This window comes from Methylomonas sp. 2F7 (assembly GCF_057126975.1).
In genome coordinates, this window is the sequence record NZ_CP195203.1 from 528,222 (window position 1) to 552,188 (window position 23,967).

Sequence of the window (23,967 nt, forward strand, 5' to 3'; positions counted from 1 at the left end):
CTTTGTCCTAAATTAAAGTTGTTGCGTGACGAAGGACAGCATTTGGTCGGTGGTGGAAATGGCTTTGGAGTTCATCTCGTAAGCGCGCTGGGTTTCTATCATGTTCACCAGTTCTTCCACGACGTTGACGTTTGATGTTTCCAAAGAACCTTGAATCATGGTGCCAAGTTCGTTCTCGCCAGGCGCACCGATAATCGGCGCACCGCTAGCGACGGTTTCCCGGAACAGATTGTCGCCAATCGGCTCCAGGCCGGCAGTATTGATGAAGTCGGCAATTTGAATTTGGCCTACTTGATTGGCCGCCGCAGCACCGGGTTGGGTTACCGAGACCGTGCCGTCCTGGCCGATTGTGATACTTAGCGCGTCCTGCGGAATGGTGATGGCCGGTTCCAGCGGCATGCCGTTGGAGGTGACCACTTGGCCGGTGGAGTCCATTTTGAACGAGCCGTCGCGGGTGTAGTTGATATCGCCGTTGGGCATTAAAATTTGCATAAAACCGCGTCCGCTTACCGCTATATCCAGCGAGTTGCCGGTTTGCAGAATATTGCCTTGGGTGTGCAGTTTTTCGGTAGCCACGGTGCGTACCCCGGTACCAAGCTGTAAGCCGGTCGGCAATTGGGTGTTTTGGGTGGACTGCGCGCCGGCCTGACGGACGTTTTGATACATCAAGTCGGCGAAAATCGGTCTGGCTTTCTTGAAGCCGGTGGTGTTGACGTTGGCCAGGTTATTGGAAATAACCGCCATGCGGGTTTGTTGGGCATCCAAACCGGATTTTGCGACCCATAATGCTCTTTCTGTCATGACAATCTCCTAATCTGACAATTTTTTGTCTTATCAGGAGTAAAGCAGAAACTATGCCACTTGCATCAACTTGGCACTGGCGCCGGATGTGTCGTCGATGTTTTTCATGACCTTGGATTGCAATTCGAAGTTTCGAGATAGTTCTATCATTTCCACCATAGCCGCCAAAGCATTGACGTTGCTGGATTCCAGCGAGCCTTGAATCAGCGTGACATTAGCGTCGGCCGGTATGGCGCCGGCTTGCTTGGCGTGCATCAAGCCGTCTTCGCGTTTTTCCAGATTGGCCGGATCGGGATTCACGAGCTTGATCCGTTCAACAATCACGCTGTTGGTGGCATTGACGCCTTGCGGGACGATAGAGATGGTGCCGTCGGTGCCGATTTCCATTTTTTGGGCAGGCGGTATGGTAATCGCTTCGCCGCCTTCGCCGAGTACCGAGAGTCCGGCGCCGTTTTGCAATAAGCCTTCGGGAGTTAGTCGAAGATCGCCGGCGCGGGTATAAGCTTCCTGGCCCTCTGCATTACGCACCGCGATCCAGCCCTGGCCGTTGATCGCGACATCCAGGTCGCGGCCAGTGGTGTGGATACTGCCGCTCGACATATTGGTGCCGGGACGTTCGGTCATCGAATACACCCGCGAGGGGTAGCCGGGACCGAAAGCCGGCATCGCGCGAAATTGCTCGAAATCGGCTTTGAAGCCGGTGGTTTGGGCGTTGGCCAGATTATTGGCGTTGGCGCCTTGCGCCAGCAAGGTCTGCTTGGCGCCGTTCATCGCGATATAAAGGCTACGGTCCATGGCGGTTTCCTATGAATTACCGAATTTGCAGTATCGTTTGCATGATGCTGTTTTCAGTAGTGATGGTTTGCGCATTGGCTTGGTAATGCTGTTGGGCGACGATGAGATTGACCAATTGCGCGGATAACTCGACATTCGAGCTTTCCAACGCGCCGGCCTGAATCAGACCGAAGTTATTAGCGCCGGCCTCGCCGGGAATCGGCTCCCCTGAGTTCGCGCTTTGTCCCCAGGCCGTATCGCCGATTTTGGCCAAGCCGTTGGTATTGGCGAAGCGTGTCAAGGCGACTTTACCCATGGTTTGCGAACCGCCGTTACTGAAACGGGCAAATATTACCCCTTCATCGTCAATATCAATGCCCGTCAAGCGTCCGGCCGGTAAGCCGTTTTGGGTCATCGTATTCACGCTGAATTTTTCCTGAACCTGGGTGGAGCCGAAGAAGTCCATCGTGCCGATCTTCACAGGTGCCGCGCCGGTCGCCGGTAGTATGGTGTAATTACTCAAGGCGAATCGGCCCGACACCGGGGTTTGTAATTTGCCGGAGGAATCGAAAGTCATCACGGCCGGGGTCGGCAATGTGGTGGGGGTGGCCGGTGCGGCGACTGCCGTGCCATAGGTGCCGGCATTGATTGAGGTTCGGGCGGTTGGGGTGGCCGGCTCGGCCATATAATGATACACGCTCCAATCCGTAGTAGAAGCTGTCGAGGCGCCTTTCACATAATATGTAGAGAGAATATGCGGCGAGCCCAGCGAATCGTAAACAGTCACCGAGGTTTGCGAGTTGTAGGAGTTATTGTTGGTTGGGTCGAACGGCGTCACCGTCGGAACTGTTTCGTTAGCATTGAGATTCACCGCCAGCGATACAGTGTCCGTGGCGCTGGGCAGACCGGTGAGGGTATTGATCTGAACCGGTTGTGTAACCCCTGTGCTGAAGCCGTCGGAGACTGCGGTGCCGTTGGGTTTATAAACCATCAGCGATTTGCCCTGGTTATTGACCAGGTAGCCGTCCTTGTCCAGTTTGAATTCGCCGGAGCGGGTATAAGTGATGTCGTTGGTTTCTGTCGGGCTTTTGGCCATGGTGAAGAAGCCTTCACCGCTGATCGCTAAATCCAGATTGTTGTCGGTGAACGACAAGCTGCCTTGATTGAATTGTTGGGCCACATTGGCAACTCTAACGCCGGCGCCGGCCGTAGTGCTACTCACGCCGCCTAGGCTGGAGGCGTAGACGTCGGCAAATTCCGAGCGCGACTTTTTAAAGCCCACGGTATTGGCGTTGGCAATATTGTTGCCGGTCACCGCCAGGTTGTTGGATGCGGCGTTTAAGCCGCTTAGTGCTGTTGTAAAAGCCATGATGCCTTCTCCTTCACAAGATTTGTTTAATTTGACTGAATTTCACGGTGCCGACGCCGTCGAGATTGACTTGCAAACCGCCGCTGCCGCCACCCATCGTCACGCTTTTCACCAGCGATTTAATGTTGGTGGCCAATACCGTATTGACGCCGTCAATTTTGGCTTCAGCTTGGATTTTGTAGACGCCCGGGTCGGCCAATTGCTTGTTGCTATCCTTGCCGTCCCATTCAAAAGTAGTAGTGCCCGCGGCTTGCGCGCCCATATCGAGTTCTCTAATGATGGCTCCGGTCTGCGGGTCTATGATCTTTACGCTGACATTCGGCGAGCTGCTGGGCATTTCGAAATCCCCCGAGACACTGCCGCCGGCGCCCAGCAATGCTTCCTTAGCCGGAGCGGACACGTGGCGACCTACCAAACCGGCGGCTTGCAGGGCTTGGTCTGAACTGAGCGAGCTGGCGAAATCCTTGAACGAAGCCTGGAGATCCTGAATGCCGGAAACGGTACTGAACTGGGCCATCTGACCGAGAAATTCGCCGTTGTCCATGGGCTTCATCGGGTCTTGATGCGTCATTTGCGTGGTCAGCAGTTTCAGAAATTGGTCTTGCCCCAAGGTTTGTTTTTGCACGCCCTTTGCCGTGCCCGAACCGGTAGTGGCTAAGCCGAGGCTGTTAAATGTATCGATTGCGCTGGTCATAAATGCCTCACTGTCCCATTTTCAGGGTTTGCAAAATCAGGTTTTTTGCGGTGTTCAACACCTCTACATTGTTTTCGTAGGAGCGGGAAGCGGACATCATATTGGCCATTTCTTCCACGGTATTGACGTTGGATTTATAGATGTAGCCGGTGGCGTCCGCCAGCGGATGATTGGGGGCGTATTCCATCACCGGCGGGGCCTGGTTTTCGACGACGCCCAGCACATTGACGCCGCTGCTGGTGCTGTTCTTATCCATCGCATTTTTCAGCTCGGCGGCGAATACCGGTTGACGGGATTTGTAGACCTGGTCGATGCTGCTGCTGACGCTGCTGGCATTGGAAATATTGCTGGCTACCAGATTCAGTCTCAGGTTTTGCGCGTTCATGCCGCTGCCGGCGACGTCGAAGATGCGAAATGAAGACATGGCTATTCTCCTTTAATGGCCGACATCAGGCCGGAAAATTTGTTGTTGATAAAGCGCAAGCTGGCTTCGTACTGCACGGCGTTTTCTGCGTATTTGGCTTGCTCGATGTGCGATTCGACGGTGTTGCCGTCCAGCGAGGCTTGTTGCGGATTGCGATAGAGCAGATCGGCGCCGAGTACATTATTGTGACTAGGTAGATGGCCTTGCTGACTGCGTTTCAGCTCCGAGCCGTCGCCGGCCAGGGCTTGTTGAAACACCGACTTGAAGTCCAGGTCGCGGGCTTTGTAATCGGGCGTGTCGGCGTTGGCCAGGTTTGAAGCCAAAATCTCGCTGCGCTTTTCGCGCAACGCTAACGCTTGCGGATGTATGCCTAAGGCACTGTCGAAATTAATAGCCATAATTGCCACCTTTGGGTTTTTTATACCTAAAAGCAGTAAATGTGCCATAAAATAAATATGCTTTTATTTCATTTGTATAGCAATTTGAATGGTTGACGTGAGTGTCAAAAAACAGTGTTTCAGACGGGGCGGCAAAATGCTGCCGCTGATTTAAGTCGTCAATAAACTGGCGAGCGGCTTAACCGACTTTTTTGAAGTAGCTGGTTAAGCCGGAGCGAACCAATTCAAAGCTGTTTAAGCCCGTTGGCATCGCTTCGGTACTGCTGAGGAACAGATAGCCGCCCGGTTCCAGACTGTCGGCCATGCGGGTGAGAATGTCGCGTTTGACTTGATCGGAGAAATAGATCAGTACGTTGCGACAGAAGATCAGGTCAAAACGGCCCAAGGCAGTGAACGATTTGAGCAGATTGAATTGTTGAAAACGCACGAGTTGGCTGACTTCAGGGGTCAGTAAGTAACCGTCGTAATTTTTGTGAAAATATCGCGCTTTTGCCGCGCTATCCATGCCACGCGACAGCGCGGCTTCCGAATAAACCGCTCTCTTGGCTTCCTCGAGAATGGCTTCGGAGATGTCCGTGCCGATAATTTGCAAGGAGCGTGATTTGGTAGAGGCTTTGATTGCTTCCAGTGCGCAGATGGCTATCGAGTAGGGTTCCTGGCCGGATGAGCAAGCGGCGGACCAAACTCTGACGTTGCCATTTTTGCGATTTAGCAAGCTGGGTAGGACCTGGTCTTTGAGTTCGACGAATTGCCGTTCGTCGCGAAACCAGAAGGTCTCGTTGGTGGTCATTGCGTCGATGACGGCGCTTTTGATTTTTTGCGCGGAAAATGACGCAGATTGCAGGCTGTTGACCAGTTCAGCAAAGCTTGCGAATTCAAATTTGCCCATCAAGGGCAATAACCTGCTTTTTACCAGGTATTGTTTGCTGTCACCCAACTCAATGCCGCAATTTTGGCTGAGGAACTGCTGTATAGATTGATACTCCGCGGCGGAAATGTCGATATTTTTACCCACCGGACTACCCGGTTCAGCCTGGTTCAACATGTCTGAATTTTGCGGGTGGACGGCGCCTTGAGTATCGGTCAGGAATGGGCTGCATGATAAAGTTTGAGCTGGTGCTGGATGGAATTCATCAACGAGTCGGGATCAAATTTGGCCAGAAATTCGTTGGCACCGACTTTTTGGACCATCGATGTGTTAAACACGCCGCTTAATGAAGTATGCAAAATCAAATAGATTTTTTTCATGTTGGGGTCGGCCTTGATTTTGGTGGCTAGGGTATAGCCGTCCATGCGCGGCATTTCCACATCGGAAATGATCATCGAGTATTTGTCCTGAATATCGATGCCGTCGGCCACCAGTGCGTTTAAATGATCCCAGGCTTCTTGGCCGTCTTTTAGCAGTGTACATTCGATGCCAATTTGCTGGCAGACCCGTTTAACTTGGTTTCTGGCCACCGATGAATCGTCCACCACCAGTATGTGATCGTTTTTGCTGGTTACTTCCATGTCGATGATTTCTGCAGAAGCTTCTTCGCGGCCGCCGATGACTTCTTTCATGACTTTTTCGACGTCAATCACTTCTATCAGCTCACCGTCTATTTCAGTTACTGCGGTTAGGTAGCTTTCTTTACCGGTGCCGGTAGGTGGGGCTTTTACTTGTTCCCAGCCGATATTGATGATCCGGTCTACCGAACCGACCAGAAAGCCTTGAATGGAACGGTTGTATTCGGTCACGATGACGTAGCAGCCGGCGTCGCGCACCAAGGGTCTCATGCCGATAGCCATCGACAAATCGAGTACGGGAATGGTTTTGCCGCGCAGGTGAGCAACGCCGCAAATCACAGAATGTGAATTGGGAATTTGCGTTAAGGGCGGGCATTGAATCACTTCCTGAACTTTGAAAACATTAATCCCAAATCGTTGTTTACTAACAAGTTTAAACAACAAAAGTTCGAATCTGTTGTGCCCCGCCAGTTTGGTGCGCTGATCGACTCCGTCTAAGACTCCGGCCATAAAACCCCCTGAAATATACTGCTTGCAATTATAGACACTTTGCTTTTTTTTACTTTATAAAATTACTGGTATGTTTCGTGCTTTATCCTTGCAAAAGTCAAAAAAATGGCGACTGCAATGAAGAGCAAAAACTTGAGAGTGATTTGGCTGTTGGTCTGCGAAACAGCGTTAGCGGGGCCGATGCAATCGGTGCCGTTAATCCAGGATGCGGTTAACCAATACATCAGTAACAGCCTTGCTCCTGGTGGCAAGTACGAAATAGGCGGCGCGCAAATCGACCCGCGTTTGCAATTGCCGCAGTGCGAACAACCATTGCAAGTATTTGTCCAATCCGGCGAGATAAAACCGGGCAGGAATACGGTGGGAGTGCGTTGCCAGGGCGAAAGAGGTTGGACGATTTACAGCATGGTGTCGGTAAGGTCGTTTAAAGACGTATTGGTCCTGAATCGATCATTACAGCGCAGCGATGTGATTCGTGCCGAATATTTGACTGCGGAAACCCGCGATATCGGCTTGTTGCAGCAGGGCTATCTGACCGAGCTGGATGACGTCGTCGATAAGCAGGCGGTACGCAACATTCCCGCCGGCAGTGTGTTAAGCAAGCAGCACGTTACCGAGTTGACATTGGTGAAGCGCGGCGAGCGGGTAAATATTCAATCAGGCAAGGCCGGAGTGCTGATTAGCGCGGTTGGCACGGCGATGGCGGATGGAGCCAAAGGTCAGAAAATCAATGTGAAAAACCTGTCTTCGCAACGCGTAATCCAGGCTACCGTGGTCGATTCCGGTCAGGTGTCGGTTTATTTTTGATAAAGCATTAAAGGAATTTATGATGATGCCGCTAAATGCTACAGATAAAACTAATTTAGGAATTCCGTCATGGCTATCGACCCTATCACCAGCAAATCTGTTAGCACACCGCTACCGGCAAAATCAGCGGTTAAGGACTCGGCCGAATTTAAAGAGAAGCCCGTCAGCGGCGCCTCCACGGACACAGTCAACATCACCACGACCGCTTTGGACATTAAATCGGCAACCGCTTCAAGCGCTGCCGCCCCCGTGGTGAACGAAGACCGTGTGGCGGCCATAAAAGCCGCTGTGCAGGATGGCAGCTATCAAGTTAACGCCGAGCGCGTTGCCGAGAAAATGTTGCAATTTGAAGGTCAACTAACCAATAGCACATGACGTCATGATAGAGAAAACTTACCAAATCACCGAGAAACTACTAAATAACGGTTTAAAAGCGACGCAAAGTTTGCTCGAGCTGCTAAACGCCGAAGCCGCTAGCCTGAAACAAAAAACCGATGCGGATGCGATTTCCGCACTCGCTACCCACAAAAAAGATCTGGTTGCCCAACTCGAGCAATTTACTAAGCAATTGGGGCAAGTGCTCGCCACCGAGCAATTGGTGGTGAGTAACGATGGCATCAAAGCCTATCTGGTCAAAGCCAAAGCCGCCGGTATCAATATTTCTGAATCTTGGAACTATTGGAATCACATCGTTAGACTCTCCCAAACCTGTCGCACAATCAACGAACAAAACGGTGCCAGCATCGCGTTATTGAGTCGACATACGCAAAGATCGCTGCAAATCTTAAGAGGTAAGTCGCCGTTAGCCGCTACCTACGGGCCCGATGGCGTTACCCGCAACGAGCTGTTTTCGCATACATTAATTTCGGTGTAGACTGAGCGACGAATAACCAGACAGGTCGCTCTTATGCTGCGAAAACTCAAGCATTTATTTTCAAAACCGTTGCCGACGGAGCCCGCTCACGATGACGATGACGAGCTATTGAGTTTTGAGAACCCCAACTTTATTACCGATCCCGACAAGGTTGCCAAGTTGCTGGGTGAAATTGAAAATAGTTCGCCGCTATGTACTGTTCAGGTGGAGGGGGAGGACTTTAGCTCCTCGATACTCGCGGTCAAATTGGATAAGAAAGTCATTATTCTCGACGAACTGATGCCCAAGCACGGTAACGATTTTTTGTTGCTTAGTCGTTCGTTGAAACTGTCTACCTTTCACAAAGGCATCCATTTATCGTTTAATCTGACTGGAATCGAAGTCGGTCATTCACGAGGAATCAATTACTATAAAGCGCCGTTGCCTGATCGCGTGTTTTATCCCCAGCGGCGGCGCACCCCGCGTCTGGAAATAAGCAGTATCGATATTCCGTTTTCCGGGGTTGTGCAGCGTACGGGTATTTCGGTCGGAGGTAGTCTGTTCGATTTATCCAGAGGCGGCGCAGGTATTACCGTTCCCGTCAACAGAGCAAGGGTTCAGCGCGGCGATACCGTCAAAAACTGTCAAATTACCTTTGAAGATTACGTAATGGATTTTGATTTGTCCGTGCGTTTTGTAAAGCCGGTGTCGGCGGCATCAGCCAAAGTGCAAATCGGCGGACTATTCGAAAACCTGTCTTCAAAAAGCCAATCCAAGCTGTCCTATTTCATCACTTCGCTTGAACGCGTAGAGATTAGAAAACAGAAAGCTTAGCCTTTTGCCCTGTGATAAAATTGCAACCCAGGTCCCGGTAGCTCAGCAGGATAGAGCGGTCCCCTCCTAAGGGACAGGTCGGACGTTCGAATCGTCTCCGGGACGCCATAAAAATCAATCAATTACCTCTTTATCAGTTCGGTATTTTTTTAAAATGTCCCAATTCTGTCCCATTCGGGAAAAAAATATCCGTGTTATTGCTGTAAAGCGTCGTTAGCTCCTATAGGTAGAAGTCAAAAAAGCTCTATCAAATACAAGGAATCTCAGCATGAATAAACAAAACAACGGCATCTTCCCGGCCATGTTCTTAATGTTGGGGCTAATGGTTGGCTCAGGTGCTCAGGCTTCGTTATATGACCGTGGCGGCGGTTTGATTTATGACGACGTTTTGAACGTTACATGGTTGCAAGACGCCAACTATGCTCGCACATCAGGGTATGGTGGAGCGGACGGTACAGGGAAAATGGATTGGGCCACTGCAATGACTTGGGCTGCTAATCTAGTTTACGATGGATATGATGACTGGCGCTTAGCGACTAATACACCGATTAATGGCAGTCGATTCATCTACACTTCGTCAAATAGCGGTACTGCAGACGTGGGCTATAACATCACTAGTCCACGTTCCGAGCTAGCCTACATGTACAGCGTCAATCTTGGGTTAACTGGTTATTACAGTACCACTGGCGTAATCCAATCTAATTTTGGTATCTTCGGCAATGGGACCACAAATGGTGTAAATAACAATAGTTATGACGGACAAAACAACGTTGGTCTTGTGAAAAATCTGCAATCCTTCACTTACTGGTCAGGCGCTGATTACTCGACTGGCTCTAGCTATGCTTGGGTATTTGCTTTTGGGGATGGTGGTCAAGGTAGCACATATAAGGGCTACAATTTCTATGCATGGGCCGTTCGTCCCGGCGATGTTGCCGCTGTGCCATTACCCGCTGCAATCTGGCTATTTGCCTGCGGCTTAGGCTTGCTGACATTCACCGGACGAGCAAAGCAGAAAGACCAATAGCCCATTTATTCAGTAACCTTGTGCCTTTTGTCGAATAGTTTTAGAGTATGTTCGCTCGTTAACAAAAATAAATAGTAAGGATGCAATCAAAACCGGATGCCCTAGGATAAGGACGTCCGGTTTTTTTAGGCCACAAAAATGCCGATAACCCGTGAAGGCTACCGGCTTTGATAAATCTTGATAAAAATCAATTATTTAAACCTAGCAAGCCCGCAAACATGTCAGTATATTGCCTGACTAGTTCAGCATCCGCTTTTTGCAATGCTTCAGGCTTAACATCGTCGCAGGGACATCCCGCCATCGTCTTGATTGCTTTTATATCGACTTTAGCCAGTTTGCAGACTTCAACAATCGCCGACTCCAGCGCCACGCATTTAGCCAAGAACCGTAAGGCCGTATTATCTGCTTGCTGATTGCCTTGGTCGACGTATTCGCAGGCCAAAAGCATTAGGGTTCTGATACGCCAGTATTCACAAGCATATTGCCCCACCAGCGTTGTTAGGGCGTGAATTTGCCTCGTATAATCTGCATGAGGCGCTAAGTAATGCCTAAGCTCAACATGCGCCAAAATATCATCTATAGCGCTTTCGTCATGCCTTGCCGCCGCTTCAACCACTAGCGCCGCTTGTTCGTATGGTTTCAGCTTGGCATAAAGTTTATTCACTTGGGCGGGTTTCATGTTCTGGACTCCAATAGTTTTTCAAGACGCTGCAAGCGGTCGGCCATTTCTTGCAATTCAATTAATTTGCCTTGCTCGGCTAAAGCCCTAATTAACATCGAGCCAATGTCAGGGGCAATGCTGCCGTTAAGCGTTGCATTAACCACATTGCCGCCGGTTTCTGGCAAAGTTGCCCCGGTTTCGATATTGACCGGCAAGGCTTGCGGCCTAAGTGGCGGGCAGATTCTATCCAGTAAGACTTTGGCCGCCTGTACATCGCCGCCCTTGGCTAACCCGACCAAGGTTTTAACTATTTCCGGCATATCATCTGCAATTGCTTTCCTTAGCAATGTCGCAGGGGTTTTGTCTTTCGGTCTCCCTGCTGGATTGCCAGATTGACCGGGTTTAAATTTTGGCGTTGGCATAGTGTTCTATCTCTGCATGTTTCAAGGGTTTATGTTTTCCGATTTTGGCCGCCGAGCTGCTATTGCGGGTTTGCTGCCTGTAATCCAATCAAAGAAAACATCTAACCCCCTTGGTAAATTATAAAGGTGTCCTAATACCGGGAAGAGGTAGGGTAAAAATACCCCTGACTTGTCCTAATACCGGGAAGTTTTGGGGGCTGTTCCCGCTATAAGGACAAGTCATAAAAAACCTTGTCCGAATACCGGGAACGCTTGTCCTCATACCGGGAACTCATTTTGATTTTTTCCGCATGGCTTCCCACTTCTTCACGAACCGTTTATCTCGTTTTTCTGCGTTCTCTGGCTTCCAAAGATTCGACGCAACGATGGTGGGCTTTACATCTAACTTGCCCTTACAATCATCTATTGATTGCCATGTAATCGCATATAACGAGCATTGATTCCGGCCTCCTTGCCGTGTTTGTTCAGCAAAGCCGTAAGCTATAAGCTCGGTAAGCGCCTCGTCGATGCTTCCCCGAGATTTCCAGCCAAACAGCGCCATGATTTTCGGGGCTGCCGACAAGTCACCATTATTTTTGCCGTTGTATTGAGCCGCAAGGTTATCGAGCAAATGCGCTGCCTTGTGACTCAAAACCGCAGCGGGCGAAGGTGTGCCCGCTGCAAAGTTAGGTCTAAAAATATGGTGTGGCTTTGCCGAATAGCTCCGATTATCTGTTGAGCGTTTCGGATTTTTCGCCATTGCCTACCCTTAAATCAAAACCGAAATAAGCCAATTAGAAAGCCTAACAAACCTTTGTTTAAGCTGACCTATAGGGTTAAAATGGCTTTGCTGTTGTTTGATATTGGCCGCCTTTGCATTGCCGTGCAAGTCGGCTATTCTTTCATGGGTCATTTTTCCCCCTTCGCTTCGAACCGTTTAACTGCCTCGATAAAGTTATCGAACCGTTCCCCCATTTCAGCCCTTACACTCCTTAAAAACTCAGGGTCGAGGCTGTAGCGGGCATAGGTGGCATTTCTGCCGGTGGGGTCTTTCGTCGGTGCGGTTTCTTCGGAGGATTCAATTGGCCAACCGTGGCGGTTGCGTAACTGTTCGATATAGCCTGAAAGCCGATAGCTAGCGGTTTCGTTTTGGTAATCGCGATGGGTGAATTTACGACCAGTCATTAACCGCATCAGGGCGCGGCCTGTCAGGGTGTCGGTTCTGGGTAGTTTGGGGGCGGCCATTAGACACCCCCTTGGTTTTGTGCGTTAACAATGCGGAAAAATTCACCCTCGTCAACAAGAACTCGCCGACCAACACGCTTAAACGCACTGGCAAAACCGTTGGTTTTTTCGTTGAAAATTAAGTGACGTAGTCCCCCGATTGGCGGCCATGAGTGGTGTTTATTCCAATCGGGTACGGGGATTAACCGGCTTGCGGGGTGGGCGGTGTGTGTTACTGCGGTCATAAATTGCCTCATAAATTCAGGTTGAGTGAATCGCCGCAAACTGTTGTCGTTTGCGGTCTGAGGCAATTGTTCTCCTTGAGCAAGTGTTGAAACTGTGGCGGGGCTTAATATCCGTTATCAGGGCTTATTAGGCGCTAATGAGTAACTCTTCCATCTTTTTGTAAACGCACTCCTAGATAACAGCTTGGCTCCTGGCATATACAAACAATCCTCGCCTTTGTCCTTGCCGCTTGTTACTGCGTAACCTTGTGGTGGTTCGGTAGCCATTCGCCCCCATACTTGAGCCTCGTTTGGCATTTTCGACAGCTCGTCATGTAATACCTTAGTCGTGTCGTCAATCACAGAAAACCAATCATCTTGCCGACTTGGTGAAGATAAAAGCCCTGATATTTCGATACAGTTCCTCGGATTGGACTGGATAACATCGCCAATCCCTTCGGTTTCTGGCTCAGGTCTTTTATGGATGTTTTGCCAAAAAGCTTGCCAGTTGGTTGGGGAATCAATAAAAATCCTTTGCCCTGCTTGTATTGTTTCCCTTCCGACTGTTCCCAAAAGCAAAGAATCAGTGAAGTATTTAACCCAATCCGGGAAATGTGAGCGCACCTGTTCCGTGCTTAATTGGTAGGCTGGCTTATAACCCTGCAAAATATAAATTGCATCAACCCATGACCACGCCGCCCGATTGTTGTAATGTTGCTTATCCTCGTCTGTTAACGGTTCAAGCGGATGAATTTCACCGCACCATGTAACGCATTCCTGCTTTTCGAGATTGTCTAGCCAATCATGCAGATATTCCGGCAAATCCCAATCGTTCGACCTTGCCAAATTGAAAAAGGCTAGAGGGTTGATGTTTTTATATTCAACCGAGCCGTTGTTATTTATCTTTCTGGCTTTTAGCTGATTGTGTTTAATCCATTGCTCGGCTTCCGCTTGCCGTTCCCGGTAATCATCCCCGCTTAGACCGTCCCACCAATCAGTATTAATATCGGGAGCGTTTGGATTCTCGCCTATTGCCAACAGCAAACAATCATCAAGGGCAATTTGCTCACGGCTTAACCAGTCATTCCAGTTAATGTCATTCATCACGCGCCCCCGAAAATCTTAGCGTTCATGCGCTCAACCACGTTGGCAATGTGGCCGTCTGATAGGTGGCTGTAGCGTTTCACCATGTCCAAGGTTTTGTGGCCTAGTACCGCTGCGATTTCCACCAAGGACGCGCCACCCATTGCCAGATAAGACGCTGTGCAGTGTCTGAGGTCATGCCATCGGAAATTATTAACCTCTGCGGTTTTTAAGGCGTTAGTCCAGGCTTTTTTAAGCTCGATGGGCTTATGCGGGTGCGTAGGGGAGGGAAACACTAATTGTGTGTCCAAGCGCCTCACCTTGGCGAGTTTGTTCAGTTCGGCCAAGGCTTGATTAGCCAATGGTACGCGCCGCCGTTCGCCGTTTTTGGTTGCATGAAGGATAATGCAGGATTCCGCCAGATTGACCACGCCCCACGCGGTTTCAGTCGGTGTCGTTTCCGGTTCCCGCCAATATAGGTTCATGGTTTCGCTTTGCCTCATCCCGGTTGAGATTGCCAGCACGAACGCTGGATAAAGCAAAGGGTTTGGTGATTCCTTGCATGCTGTTGTCAGCCTGGACAGTTCGCCGTCATCCAGAAAGCGAACAATTCCGCGCGGCAGCTCTGGCATTTCTATAATCCCGTCCTTGAGTGGGTTTTTCGCCATCCAGCGCCATTCTAGGTGGCATATTTTTAACACGTGACCAATTGCGACAAAGTGCCGTTTGACGGTTGCCGCTGCTAGCGGTCTGCCTTTGTTGCCGCCGTGGTTTACTAACTTATCCCGACAAGTCACAAAATCTGTGATGCTTAAGTCGGATAGGCGAAGGTAGCCTATTTCAGTTTTCCACCATTCGAGAATCGGTCCGCGTATGCGTAACTCGTTGGGCTTGAATTTATTGGGTGCAACATCGGCCAAATAGCGGTCTATCACTTCCGCTACAGTGTGCTTTTTTGCTTCTGATGTATTGAAGTCGCGACCATTCCGCATGTCGGATTCTTTATCTTGAATCCACTTCTTGGCGTCGGTCAGGCGTTTAAATGTCTTTGCCTTAGGTTTAAAGCCTTTCAGCCGGATTTCAGCCGTGTAATTTGGCTTGCCGTCTTTGCCTAAGCGTTCTTTGATTCGTGCCATGTTGCCGCCTATGGGGCAGCAAACGGCCATTTGATATGATGTGCCTAGCCATTGCTTAACCCTGCTCGTTAAGTGAATCGGTTAGGGCTTGTTGGTGCTGGTAACACCTTCAGGCCCGCGTTGTTTCTGGGCTTTGATTATATTACTTTGTCCCATATTTGTCCCAATTCAGCAAAAAAATAGGCAAAAAATCACAACAAATGGCAAGCTGAAAATTATTATAAGTCATTGATTGAATTATTATCTGTTGTTGCGGCGTTTTGTGGTTTTTGGAATATATCGCACTCCTAAGGGACAGGTCGGACGTTCGAATCGTCTCCGGGACGCCATATAAATCAAATGCTTACGATTTTTATGTTTTGATTGTATCGGTCATTGTTGCAATTTTGTTGCACCCAGGAATAAAAAGCCAGTTTCAGCCTCATGCTGGTTGTTCTAAACTTAGTTCATACCTATTGGCTGAGAGCCTGTAATGTCCAGACTAATTATTCCCTTTCTAGCTGCCTTACTAACCGGCTGTATGGCTATGGTTTTTGGGACTGCTGACCAGCTGAATAAAATTTCAATTGGCATGCCTAAGCAGGAAGTTCTATCAATACTCGGCCCACCCAAATCAATTGCAGCGAATGAAGGTCTTGAGTACTTGCAATACAGTTGGGTTAAAACTGTGATTGCTGCCGATGGCAACTTCCCGCAAGATTACTACGTAGCTATTCGGGATGGCAAAGTATCAAACTTTGGACGAAAGGGGGATTTTGATAGTGCCAAAAATCCGGCTCAAAGAATAGAAATTGACCAGACAATTCATCAGCAGCCAACGACAAGCCCGAAATCCAAAGACCTCTACACCGAGCTTAACAAGCTAAAGGACTTAAAAGACTCGGGCGCTATAACTGAAACAGAATTTAATACTCTGAAAAAGAAGCTGTTGGCTGACCAATAAAAATAGCCGGTCTTACTAGGCTCATTTGATAAATTATTACATCGGCAGCTTATCCCTGTATTAGTCCTGTAAACATGTCGGCATATTGCTTGACTAGCTCCGCATCTGCTTTCTGTAATTCCCCCAGTTTAACGCTATCATCGGGACACCCCGCCATTGTCTTGATTGCGGTCGCATCGACTTTAAGAAGGTTGCAGACTTCGACTATTGCCGCCTCAAGCGCTACCGCCTTAGCCAAGAACCTCAGGGCCGGGGCTTCGGATTCCTGATTGCCTTGCTCGGCATAGTCGCAAGCCAATAACATCAGAGTTCGAATTTTCCAATACTCAATGCCATATTGCCCGACCAGCGTTGTTAATGCGTGAATGCGCCTTGTGTACTCTGTATGAGGTGCTAAGTAATGCTTACGCTCAACATGCGCCAAAATAGCATCTATAGCGCTTTCGTCATGCCTTGAAGCAGCTTCAACGGCGAGTGCTGCTTGTTCGTGTGGGGTCAGCTTGGCATATAGCTTGTTCACTTGTGCTGGCTTCATGTTCTGGCCTCCAACAGTTTTTCAAGACGTTGTAAGCGGTCGGCCATTTCCTGCAATTCAATCAGTTTGCCTTGCTCGGCTAAAGCCCTAATTAACATCGAGCCAATGTCAGGGGCAATGCTGCCGTTTAACGTGGCATTAACGACATTGCCGCCGGTTTCCGGTAAAGTTGCGCCGGTTTCGATATTGACCGGCAAGGCTTGCGGCCTAAGTGGTGGGCAGACTCGATCAATCAACACCTTCGCCGCTTGCACATCGCCGCCCTTGGCTAACCCGACCAAGGTTTTAACAATTTCCGGCATATCCTCGGTTATCGACTTTCTAAGCAATGTCGCCGGGGTTTTGTTCTTGGGCCTACCGTTTGGATTCCCAGATTGACCGGGTTTAAATTTCGGAGTCGGCATATTGTTTGACCTCTGTTTTTTTCACTATCTATGGTTAATGTAGGTGTGTCCCAAAATGGGGTACGCTAGCTTCGCCTACCTGTGAATGTATGTGCGAACCTTGTATAAACAAGGTGATGTATTTTTGGAATATTTCTTACCCTCGAGCCCTGGTCTCCGCAAACGGAGCCGGCGTCTGCGGCGTTGAGTTTGTGTTAATCAATGGTATATGAATTTAATGTCGGGAAGGCTTTAATCTAAACTTAATCTTTTGTTAATAAAGGATTAAGTTGCCGGCTGTAGAATCTCCGCATATCCAATTTCCTATTGCAGTTTTTAGTCTTGAACAACCGATTTGTCCGACAGATGCACGACTCTTCATAGATTTTAAGGGCGGTTTCTGTCTTAGCAATGGATTGTGGCGCATTACGTTGCGCGGTAGAGTCAGGAACGAGTTGTGGTGGGTAGCGGGGCTCCCGTCAAGTGGTTTATGACGTTAAATATGGGTAAGTCTCTGGAGAAAGCCGGAGGGCCTATGTGCCCTACGTAGCCAGGTTATTCAAGTAGTTGCCATGGCTTTGTAAAAAGCTTCGTTTCAGTAAAGTCGTTTGAATATATCAATTCATCTATTGAACTTGATCTCTGTTTCAGGGATTAACCATTTTGAGTATTGCCTTGCGATCAACGAATGTTCGGCAATAGCTGCTTACGAGAGTTAAAGACTCTTTGTAGGCAGACAGAACTCTGCTAAAGCTGATGTTGTTATGCGATATCGGCTTCGGAGTATAAGGTGGCTAAAGGATAGCCGTTTGTTAACGTAAGTGAAAATGGGGAACAATCCATGAAAATGCTTTTATCTTTAAAACTTTGGCTTGCTGTTTGCCTGTTTGCAGTTTCGACTGCAAGCTCAGCAGGTATCATTTGGGAAGCTACTGACGGCGATAGTAATTTTATCTCCTTCGGTTCCAGTTCATTCCCATTTACTTCAAGTGACACCTTCGGTATCTTCGCTGCTACCGCTGATCTGGCTGCTGATGCACCTGTGTACACTTTTAATGGTGTAGGCAGCTTTGCTTCTGCTAGTCCTTTTAAATTGGGCCTGTTGACAGCAAGCGGCTGGGTTAGCGAAGCCGGTAATTACGAGCTGAGCGCTTCTAATACGTTCTTGTTGACCTTTGTAAAACCCGGTGTGATCACCAACAACTTAAGCTTTCTGTTTGGATTTGATCTGAAAGCAGCTGCTAATCAAAACCCTGTCACTAGCGTGCCTCTCCCTGCTTCTGTATGGTTTATGACAAGTGCATTGATGGGCTTTCTGTATATAGGTCGTCGTAAACAGGTCGTTTAATCCCAAGCTATCAGTGGGCTTTTAGGCCGGTTGGAGTCTAGTACTCCACCCGGTTTTTTTATGCCTATTGAATATTCCAGGCTGGTCTGTTCAGAAGTGCTTAAACAAAGCTGTGAGCGAATCCGGCAATACATCCCACTATAGGAAAGTCGTTTTGGCGGACTTCCAAAAATACCTATTCCTCGTTCTCGCAAAAATCGGGAACACAGTGAAATCAGCACGCATGTGTTCGAGACACGGATTTTTGTAGTATTTATCTTGCTGCGGCAGGCCATAATAGGCAGTGTGCACATTCTCCAGGGTAAAATCTATGGCAAAAATACTAGTGATCGGTTGTGGTGATATTGGCTATCCGGTGGCCTTGCGTTTGCATCAGCAGGGACATCAGGTAACCGGGCTGAAGCGCAGCGCCCCTAATATCCCAACGCCGTTTCCTATCTTTATTGCCGATATAAGATCAGCCTCGTCATTGGTTTCCTTGCCAAGCAATTTTGATGCGGTGATATTTATAGTGGCTCCCGGTAGCCGACAGGCCGAAGAGTATCAGGCCCTCTATGATGTCGGTCTGAGCAATTTGTTGGCGCATTTTACGGCAGCTGAAAAATCACCAAGTTGGTTGATGGTATCTTCAACCAGTGTTTACGAACAGAATCGCGGTGAATGGGTCGATGAAACCAGTATGGCAGAGCCAGTTGGCGCCACTAGCCGGTGGCTGGCATCGGCCGAGAAACGGTTGTGGGCTGCGAGTGATCGCAATTGTGTAGTGCGTTTTTCCGGTATTTACGGGCCGGGTCGTGATTGGTTGATACGCCGAGCTGAGCGGGGGGAGAGCGTCCAGCAACAACCGCCCAGTTATACCAACCGCATTCATTCCGAGGATTGCGTGGCGGTTTTGCTATTTTTACTGGAAAAACAACTCGCCGGTTTAGCCTTAGAGCCTTGTTATCTGGCGACCGACGACGAGCCGGCCCCGCTTTGGGATGTAATGAGTTGGTTATCCGCACAATTTGCTTGTTCTCACCCTTCACCGTTGTCAGTAGCTCCGGATGCCCCGCAAAACAAGCGCTGCCGCAACACCCGACTCAAGGCTTTGGGTTACCGCTTTTTGTACCCTAGTTATCGGGACGGTTATGCAACCGTACGTCTGCTGCCAGGTGTGGATGGCTGAGATCAACACCTTGAACGCTCTTCATGCTATTTAAGCTTATAGGTATTGCTTTTGCCGCTTATTCGCCAAGCCACGCTTTGTTGCGCTCACTGTCCTGACTTGTTGTAAGAACGCTGGCGGACTTTTTTCGCCGCTCCTTCGATAGTCCTCGTCTAATGTAGCCATAGCTTCGGCGGGCGGTACAAGCAGTGTGTCGGTCATGACCGAATAGGTTAATTCGAATAAGCGCTTCAAAGCAATTTGCCAGGTGCTGTCTGTTAAGGCGTATAGCGCATCGCTAAATTGTAAAAATCGGGTAAACGGTTGTTCGGCGACAATGAGCGGCAAGGTCGCGGTAAACCGGCCGGAGTTGCCGATCAAATCCCAAAAGCGAGCGAATCGTGTAACACGTTGCAAGTCGGTAAAGCCTATGTCGCGGGTGCTGAGAATGGCATAGGGCGGCTGTGGGTCATAACGTAGCTGGTAGTCGTCAGTGTGTCGATTGATTGGCGCGCCGCGCAGGCGTTTTAAAATCCCGACCTGAATTTCTTGTGGATGCAGCGCAAACAATTTGTCGAAACTGGCGCCGAAGCCGGCCAGGGTGTCGCCAGGCAGACCGGCGATCAGATCGGCATGGATATGGGCGTTGGAATGCCGGCGGAGCCAGCTTAAATTGGCTTCGGTCTTTTGGTTATTCTGTTTGCGGCTGATCAGCTGTTGAATGGCAGGATCGAAGGTTTGTACGCCCACTTCAAATTGCAGTACACCGGGTGGGAACTGGCTGATGGCCTGCTGCAGACGCTCAGGCAAATTGTCCGGAATCACTTCAAAGTGCAAATATAAATCTTCGCTCAGGCGTGCCAAAAAAAATTCGAGGATAGCGACGCTGCTGTCTACTTTTAGATTAAACGTGCGGTCTATGAATTTAAAATGTCGTGCGCCGCGCTGGTACAGAATCGCCATCTCGCGCAAAAAGCCGTTTAAATTAAACGGTTTGGCAGTAATATCCAGGGATGACAGGCAAAATTCGCATTTGAATGGACAGCCTCGCGAGGCTTCCACGTAGATAATTCTTTGACGAATGTCGGTGTCGGAATAGTGTGGATATGGCGATGCCAAGTTGTCCAATGCGGCCATTTCGCCGGCTATGATTTTTTCTTTTGGTTTGAGCCCTGACAACAGCTGCCGGCATAATTTCGGAAAACTTATTTCGCCGTTGCCGGTGACGATATAGTCCGCCAATTCGGCAACGCTCGGTAAATCCGGTGGATGACTGACTTCCGGTCCGCCAAGTACGATGATAATGTCCGGTGCGACTTGTTTCAGGATGGCCACCACTGCGCTAATTTCCGCCACGTTCCAGATATAAACGCCAAGGCCGATGATCCGCGCTTGTTGTTGCAGTAGTTTTTCGACAATTTCGATTGGCCGCTGCTGGATGCCGAATTCTAATAAGGCCGTGTCGGTTTGTAACGTGCCCATGTTGGCGTAGAGATAGCGTAAGCCAAAAGCAGTGTGAATATATCGGGCGTTGAGAGTGGTGATAACGATGCTGGGCATATCTGATGAGGCGGATTGCGTCTTGATTGGTTTAATGCGCCAGCATAGCACCAATTTTGGTGTCGGAAACAGCTCTAGGCAGGTTGGTAAGTGCAGGTTACGCGACACTGCAAACTATTTAGAAAGTGGCTTTGCGCTGAAAATGCTGGGCCGTATCAGCTTGGCTGAGTGAATTATGTTGCCGATTCTGATTAGGCCAGTGCTGGGTGGGGGATAAAACGCTTGTGCTAATCGGCCTATGAATTAACTGAACGGCGACCGATTTTTTCCAAAAAGCGGGATCTAGCAATTCAGAGAAATCGGCTGCAATCGATGCTTATTTAAGTTCGTCAAGTAAAGCCTGTGCGGCTTGCTGTTGTTGTTTTGAGCCTTTGGACAATACATCTTCGGCTATCAATTTTGCAGCTTCTGTATCGCCCATGTCGATATAAGCTTTCGCCAAATCGATTTTGGTTTCGAATTCGTCCATATCGGTCAAATCAGAAACTCCCAACTCAAACTCGTTGTTGTCAGTGGTACTGATTATTGGCGTGTCGAAGTCGAAGTTAAAATCAAACTCGCCGCCTGATTGCGCTGGCGTTTCCAAAGCTTTGTCGGAGGATTGCGCTGGTTTAGGCGTGATATTGTCAAAATCGGAAAAATCGAATGTTTCCAGCTTCAACTGCGATTCTAAATTCAGCTCCGGTTCGATGCTTAGGCTATCGTCAGCTTGTGCTTTGGAGGTGATGCTGTCGAAGTCGAAATCGAAACTGTCTGCGTCCGCTAACGCTTCTTTGCTGGTATCAGCCAGGTCTGAAGTGGTCTTTTTTATGTCATCGAAATCGCTAAAGTCGAATGACTCTAAATCGGTTGGTATCTCGGACTTTGCTGCATCCGTGTTGGTTTTATCGGCTGTCGCTGCGGAGTCGGCATTGTCAATGTCGAAGTTAAAATCGAAACTTTCCAAAGCGTCCGGAGCATTAGGAGATTCCTCGGTGCTGTCAGCCGGTCTGGAGGCAGTATCTGCACCTGTTTCTGCAAAATTGGCGAAATCCAGAGATTCCAGTTCCAAGGCTGCTGAATCCGCTTCAACTTTTTCCGAGTCAGTATCTAACGCAAAGTCGAAGTCGAACGATTCTATGTCGTCGTTGCCAGAAACTGCGATACTTTCAGTGGTTTCGGTAGTATCAGCAGCAGATTTGGAAGCAGATGGCTGATCGAAATCGATACTTTCGATATTTACATCGGCTTGTTTGCTTTGGTCCGACGATTTGGCGCTACCGCCGAAACTTCCCAGATCAAAATCCAGTCCGTTATCCTCCAGCGCTAAATCCTTATCGATATCCAGATCCGACAAGTCGTCTTCGAGCAACGCAAAGCTTTTATCTAAATCGATAATTTCCGTATCGGCCGCCGTGGAGGTCGCCACGCCGACGCTAGTATCGCTTTTGCTCGTAGGGGCGGTGGTAGCGGCAAAACTGCCGCCAAACAAGGCTAAATCAGGGACAATTTCTTTAGCCATGTCCGTGACTTTTTTCCAGAATGGCTTATCTGCCTGTTTGCCGGCATCGGCTAGTTCTTGCGCATAACTGGCAAAACTATCTTTGTTTTCACTGGCGTAATAGATTTCCAGTAATTTCAGTTTGCATTCGTCGCGGTTAGGTTGTTCACTTATCGCATGACGGATCAGTTCTTCGGCTTGTTGGTAGCGGCCATATGCCAAGTAAACGTCGGCTTCCGAGATCGGATCAACTTCATTTTGATCGGTGTCGAAGGCATCGAAATCGCTAGGGGTAAAGTCGCTGATAAACGAACTTTCGCCTACAGTGCCGACGTCGTATTCGTCGGTACTGCTGATGTCCATAATCGGTACGGAAAGGCTACTTTCCGAGTCGGGCAGCCGAATTTGGCTGGCCGAAGCGAACATGCTTTCGGTGTTGGTGCGCTCGTCAATTTTACGTTTGCGCCATAGTAACCAGCCCAGTAAGCCAAAAATGCCAGTGCCTAAGGTGCCGGCAACCCAGTAATAAGCGTCCGAGCCAAATAAGCCTTCGTCTTCCGCAACAACCGGTGGAGGTGGCGGTGGGGTAACCTTAGGCGCGGGTGGAACAATAGGCTTGGGCGTCGGTGGTGCCACCACGGCAGGTTCGGAAACCGGTGGTTGCGGCGTGGGCGTTACGGCCGGCGTTGGAGGCTCGGGGCTGACGACGGGCGGCTGAGGCGTTGGTTGCGCAGGCTGCGGGCTAGGCTCGGCCTGTGCTGGTTTGTTATTTTGTAAAGTGGCCAGTTGCTGATCTTTTAAGGCCAGCAATTGCTGCATCATTCCCAGTTGTTGTTCCAGTTTTTCGATGCGAGCTTGTAGCTCCAAATCTTTCCCATCGCTGGCTTGATCAGCAGTGCTATTTAAAGCTGGGTTAGCTGCGGCAGCCGCGGCTTGTTCGGTTTTTGTCGAACCGGTTCCGGCGGCCTTGGCTTCGGTGGGTGCTACCAATTCAAGCGCTTTCTTGGTCGTTTCGGCTTGAGCGGTTTCCGGCTTGACCTGTTTACTGGTGGCTTTTCGCTCATTTTGCGCTTGTCTTTGCGCCGGATTCATAATCGCATCCGGCTCAGGAATCTTTAACGTGGCGCCTTCTTTCAAGGAATTGATATTGCCGTTGTTAAATGCGTCCGGATTGGCTCTGTACAAAGCGGTCAGCATTTTCTGGGTAGGAATGTTTTTTTCCTGACCCACTTGGGTGGCGATACTCCACAAGGTGTCCGATTTTTGGATCGGGCCGAATTCGCCGCTGGTGGGCGTTTGTGGGGTAATGTCGTCGGTAGGGGCTGCACGTACCGCTCTTTTTGGTGCGGTTCGAGGTTTTCTTACCGGGCGCTCTAATGGCTCAATGGGTTCGGCGCTGTAACCGCTAGTTTCCGCGACAGGCATTACCGGCTGGTTATAAGCCGTCGGCGGGTCGATGAGCAATGTGAACTCGCGCATCATGCTGCCTTGCGGCCACGTCACTTCCAACAGGAAATCCAGAAACGGCTCCGTCAATGCTTCCCGAGAGGATACTTTTACGATGATGGAGCCGTTTGCTTGGACTACCGGTTCTAGCTTGATTTTGGATAGGAAATAATTCCATACCACGCCGGCTTGGTCGAACTTTTCCGGTGGGGCCAATTTCACTGTGACATCGGCCGGGTTTTCCCCCGGCGCGACGCTCAGTCTGATTTCGGCATTGAGTTTTTGGTTAAGGGCAGAATGTAATTCAATTTCGCCGATACCTAAGGGTTGGGCACTGACTGGTGCCAGTAACGATACAACCGCTAAGGCTTTAGTTAAATTGCTCACATTGCTTTCCTTCAC

The 23,967-nt window shown here is 49.4% G+C and carries 26 protein-coding genes and 1 tRNA gene; 9 read left to right on the forward strand and 18 right to left on the reverse strand.

Translation table 11 applies throughout. The features are described from left to right. Nucleotides 1–12 precede the first annotated feature (12 nt). The 8 genes from flgG to ACR64Q_RS02530 form a co-directional block, all read right to left on the reverse strand. Nucleotides 13–801, reverse strand: a complete 789-nt coding sequence (gene flgG / locus ACR64Q_RS02495) for a flagellar basal-body rod protein FlgG (protein WP_026603419.1) — start codon at nt 799–801, stop codon at nt 13–15. A gap of 51 nt (nt 802–852) precedes the next feature. After that, entirely contained in the window at nt 853–1,596 is a 744-nt protein-coding gene (gene flgF, locus ACR64Q_RS02500; protein ID WP_026603420.1) for a flagellar basal-body rod protein FlgF, read from the reverse strand. 16 nt (nt 1,597–1,612) lie between these two features. Next, nucleotides 1,613–2,944 (reverse strand): flagellar hook protein FlgE, encoded by a 1,332-nt coding sequence (flgE, locus tag ACR64Q_RS02505; protein WP_026603421.1) that lies wholly within the window; start codon nt 2,942–2,944, stop codon nt 1,613–1,615. A 13-nt stretch (nt 2,945–2,957) separates the two neighbouring features. Beyond that, nucleotides 2,958–3,638: a flagellar hook assembly protein FlgD gene (locus ACR64Q_RS02510; protein ID WP_026603422.1), complete on the reverse strand. Its 681-nt coding sequence runs from the start codon at nt 3,636–3,638 to the stop codon at nt 2,958–2,960. A 7-nt stretch (nt 3,639–3,645) separates the two neighbouring features. After that, nucleotides 3,646–4,062, reverse strand: a complete 417-nt coding sequence (flgC, locus tag ACR64Q_RS02515) for a flagellar basal body rod protein FlgC (RefSeq protein WP_026603423.1) — start codon at nt 4,060–4,062, stop codon at nt 3,646–3,648. A gap of 2 nt (nt 4,063–4,064) precedes the next feature. Further along, complete coding sequence (gene flgB / locus ACR64Q_RS02520) at nt 4,065–4,460, reverse strand: flagellar basal body rod protein FlgB (protein ID WP_026603424.1); 396 nt, start codon at nt 4,458–4,460, stop codon at nt 4,065–4,067. A 178-nt stretch (nt 4,461–4,638) separates the two neighbouring features. Continuing rightward, complete coding sequence (locus ACR64Q_RS02525) at nt 4,639–5,505, reverse strand: CheR family methyltransferase (protein WP_026603425.1); 867 nt, start codon at nt 5,503–5,505, stop codon at nt 4,639–4,641. A 38-nt stretch (nt 5,506–5,543) separates the two neighbouring features. Beyond that, a complete protein-coding gene (locus tag ACR64Q_RS02530; RefSeq protein ID WP_020483236.1) occupies nt 5,544–6,476 on the reverse strand; it encodes a chemotaxis protein CheV in 933 nt (310 codons plus the stop codon). 117 nt (nt 6,477–6,593) lie between these two features. On the opposite strand from ACR64Q_RS02530, the gene flgA reads away from it, so the two are divergent. The 6 genes from flgA to ACR64Q_RS02560 all read left to right on the forward strand — a co-directional run bounded on the left by flgA (nt 6,594) and on the right by ACR64Q_RS02560 (nt 9,994). After that, nucleotides 6,594–7,283: a flagellar basal body P-ring formation chaperone FlgA gene (flgA, locus tag ACR64Q_RS02535; RefSeq protein WP_313733490.1), complete on the forward strand. Its 690-nt coding sequence runs from the start codon at nt 6,594–6,596 to the stop codon at nt 7,281–7,283. Nucleotides 7,284–7,352: 69 nt separating this feature from the next. Next, nucleotides 7,353–7,658, forward strand: a complete 306-nt coding sequence (gene flgM, locus ACR64Q_RS02540; RefSeq protein ID WP_026603427.1) for a flagellar biosynthesis anti-sigma factor FlgM — start codon at nt 7,353–7,355, stop codon at nt 7,656–7,658. Nucleotides 7,659–7,662: 4 nt separating this feature from the next. After that, a complete protein-coding gene (locus ACR64Q_RS02545; protein WP_313733491.1) occupies nt 7,663–8,157 on the forward strand; it encodes a flagella synthesis protein FlgN in 495 nt (164 codons plus the stop codon). A 33-nt stretch (nt 8,158–8,190) separates the two neighbouring features. Beyond that, the gene (locus ACR64Q_RS02550; RefSeq protein ID WP_313733492.1) at nt 8,191–8,970 is read left to right on the forward strand and encodes a flagellar brake protein; all 780 of its coding nucleotides are present in this window, start codon (nt 8,191–8,193) and stop codon (nt 8,968–8,970) included. Nucleotides 8,971–9,001: 31 nt separating this feature from the next. Continuing rightward, a tRNA-Arg gene (locus ACR64Q_RS02555) sits at nt 9,002–9,078 on the forward strand. Nucleotides 9,079–9,238: 160 nt separating this feature from the next. After that, entirely contained in the window at nt 9,239–9,994 is a 756-nt protein-coding gene (locus ACR64Q_RS02560) for an Lcl domain-containing protein (RefSeq protein WP_313733493.1), read from the forward strand. A 187-nt stretch (nt 9,995–10,181) separates the two neighbouring features. Here ACR64Q_RS02560 and ACR64Q_RS02565 read toward each other — a convergent pair whose 3' ends face one another. The 6 genes from ACR64Q_RS02565 to ACR64Q_RS02590 all read right to left on the reverse strand — a co-directional run bounded on the left by ACR64Q_RS02565 (nt 10,182) and on the right by ACR64Q_RS02590 (nt 14,723). Further along, nucleotides 10,182–10,673 carry a hypothetical protein gene (locus ACR64Q_RS02565; protein ID WP_313733494.1) on the reverse strand — a complete coding sequence of 164 codons (492 nt, stop codon included), beginning with the start codon at nt 10,671–10,673 and terminating at the stop codon, nt 10,182–10,184. After that, entirely contained in the window at nt 10,670–11,077 is a 408-nt protein-coding gene (locus ACR64Q_RS02570; RefSeq protein ID WP_313733496.1) for a DUF5681 domain-containing protein, read from the reverse strand. The genes ACR64Q_RS02565 and ACR64Q_RS02570 overlap by 4 nt, the downstream gene beginning before the upstream one ends. Before the next feature lie 271 nt (nt 11,078–11,348). Beyond that, entirely contained in the window at nt 11,349–11,816 is a 468-nt protein-coding gene (locus ACR64Q_RS02575; RefSeq protein WP_313733497.1) for a hypothetical protein, read from the reverse strand. A gap of 149 nt (nt 11,817–11,965) precedes the next feature. Then, the gene (locus ACR64Q_RS02580; protein ID WP_313733498.1) at nt 11,966–12,301 is read right to left on the reverse strand and encodes a hypothetical protein; all 336 of its coding nucleotides are present in this window, start codon (nt 12,299–12,301) and stop codon (nt 11,966–11,968) included. 341 nt (nt 12,302–12,642) lie between these two features. Continuing rightward, nucleotides 12,643–13,608, reverse strand: coding sequence for a hypothetical protein (locus ACR64Q_RS02585; protein WP_313733499.1), 966 nt, complete (start codon nt 13,606–13,608; stop codon nt 12,643–12,645). Beyond that, nucleotides 13,608–14,723 (reverse strand): tyrosine-type recombinase/integrase, encoded by a 1,116-nt coding sequence (locus ACR64Q_RS02590; protein WP_313733500.1) that lies wholly within the window; start codon nt 14,721–14,723, stop codon nt 13,608–13,610. The genes ACR64Q_RS02585 and ACR64Q_RS02590 overlap by 1 nt, the downstream gene beginning before the upstream one ends. A gap of 472 nt (nt 14,724–15,195) precedes the next feature. Between ACR64Q_RS02590 and ACR64Q_RS02595 the strand changes: the two genes are divergently transcribed. Continuing rightward, nucleotides 15,196–15,666, forward strand: coding sequence for an SHOCT domain-containing protein (locus ACR64Q_RS02595; RefSeq protein ID WP_313733501.1), 471 nt, complete (start codon nt 15,196–15,198; stop codon nt 15,664–15,666). Nucleotides 15,667–15,715: 49 nt separating this feature from the next. Here the strand turns inward: ACR64Q_RS02595 and ACR64Q_RS02600 are convergent, their stop codons facing one another. Together ACR64Q_RS02600 and ACR64Q_RS02605 are read right to left on the reverse strand one after the other, a co-directional pair. After that, the gene (locus ACR64Q_RS02600; RefSeq protein ID WP_313733502.1) at nt 15,716–16,201 is read right to left on the reverse strand and encodes a hypothetical protein; all 486 of its coding nucleotides are present in this window, start codon (nt 16,199–16,201) and stop codon (nt 15,716–15,718) included. Next, complete coding sequence (locus tag ACR64Q_RS02605) at nt 16,198–16,605, reverse strand: DUF5681 domain-containing protein (RefSeq protein WP_036276215.1); 408 nt, start codon at nt 16,603–16,605, stop codon at nt 16,198–16,200. Before ACR64Q_RS02605 ends, ACR64Q_RS02600 begins: the two co-directional genes overlap by 4 nt. A gap of 820 nt (nt 16,606–17,425) precedes the next feature. Between ACR64Q_RS02605 and ACR64Q_RS02610 the strand changes: the two genes are divergently transcribed. Next, on the forward strand, nt 17,426–17,932 hold the full coding sequence (locus tag ACR64Q_RS02610; RefSeq protein WP_020483224.1) for a hypothetical protein: 507 nt from the start codon (nt 17,426–17,428) through the stop codon (nt 17,930–17,932). Nucleotides 17,933–18,242: 310 nt separating this feature from the next. Further along, nucleotides 18,243–19,100: an SDR family oxidoreductase gene (locus tag ACR64Q_RS02615; protein ID WP_313733503.1), complete on the forward strand. Its 858-nt coding sequence runs from the start codon at nt 18,243–18,245 to the stop codon at nt 19,098–19,100. A 36-nt stretch (nt 19,101–19,136) separates the two neighbouring features. Here ACR64Q_RS02615 and ACR64Q_RS02620 read toward each other — a convergent pair whose 3' ends face one another. Together ACR64Q_RS02620 and ACR64Q_RS02625 are read right to left on the reverse strand one after the other, a co-directional pair. Then, on the reverse strand, nt 19,137–20,639 hold the full coding sequence (locus ACR64Q_RS02620; RefSeq protein ID WP_313733504.1) for a B12-binding domain-containing radical SAM protein: 1,503 nt from the start codon (nt 20,637–20,639) through the stop codon (nt 19,137–19,139). A 316-nt stretch (nt 20,640–20,955) separates the two neighbouring features. After that, nucleotides 20,956–23,952 carry a FimV/HubP family polar landmark protein gene (locus ACR64Q_RS02625; protein ID WP_313733505.1) on the reverse strand — a complete coding sequence of 999 codons (2,997 nt, stop codon included), beginning with the start codon at nt 23,950–23,952 and terminating at the stop codon, nt 20,956–20,958. Nucleotides 23,953–23,967 lie beyond the last annotated feature (15 nt).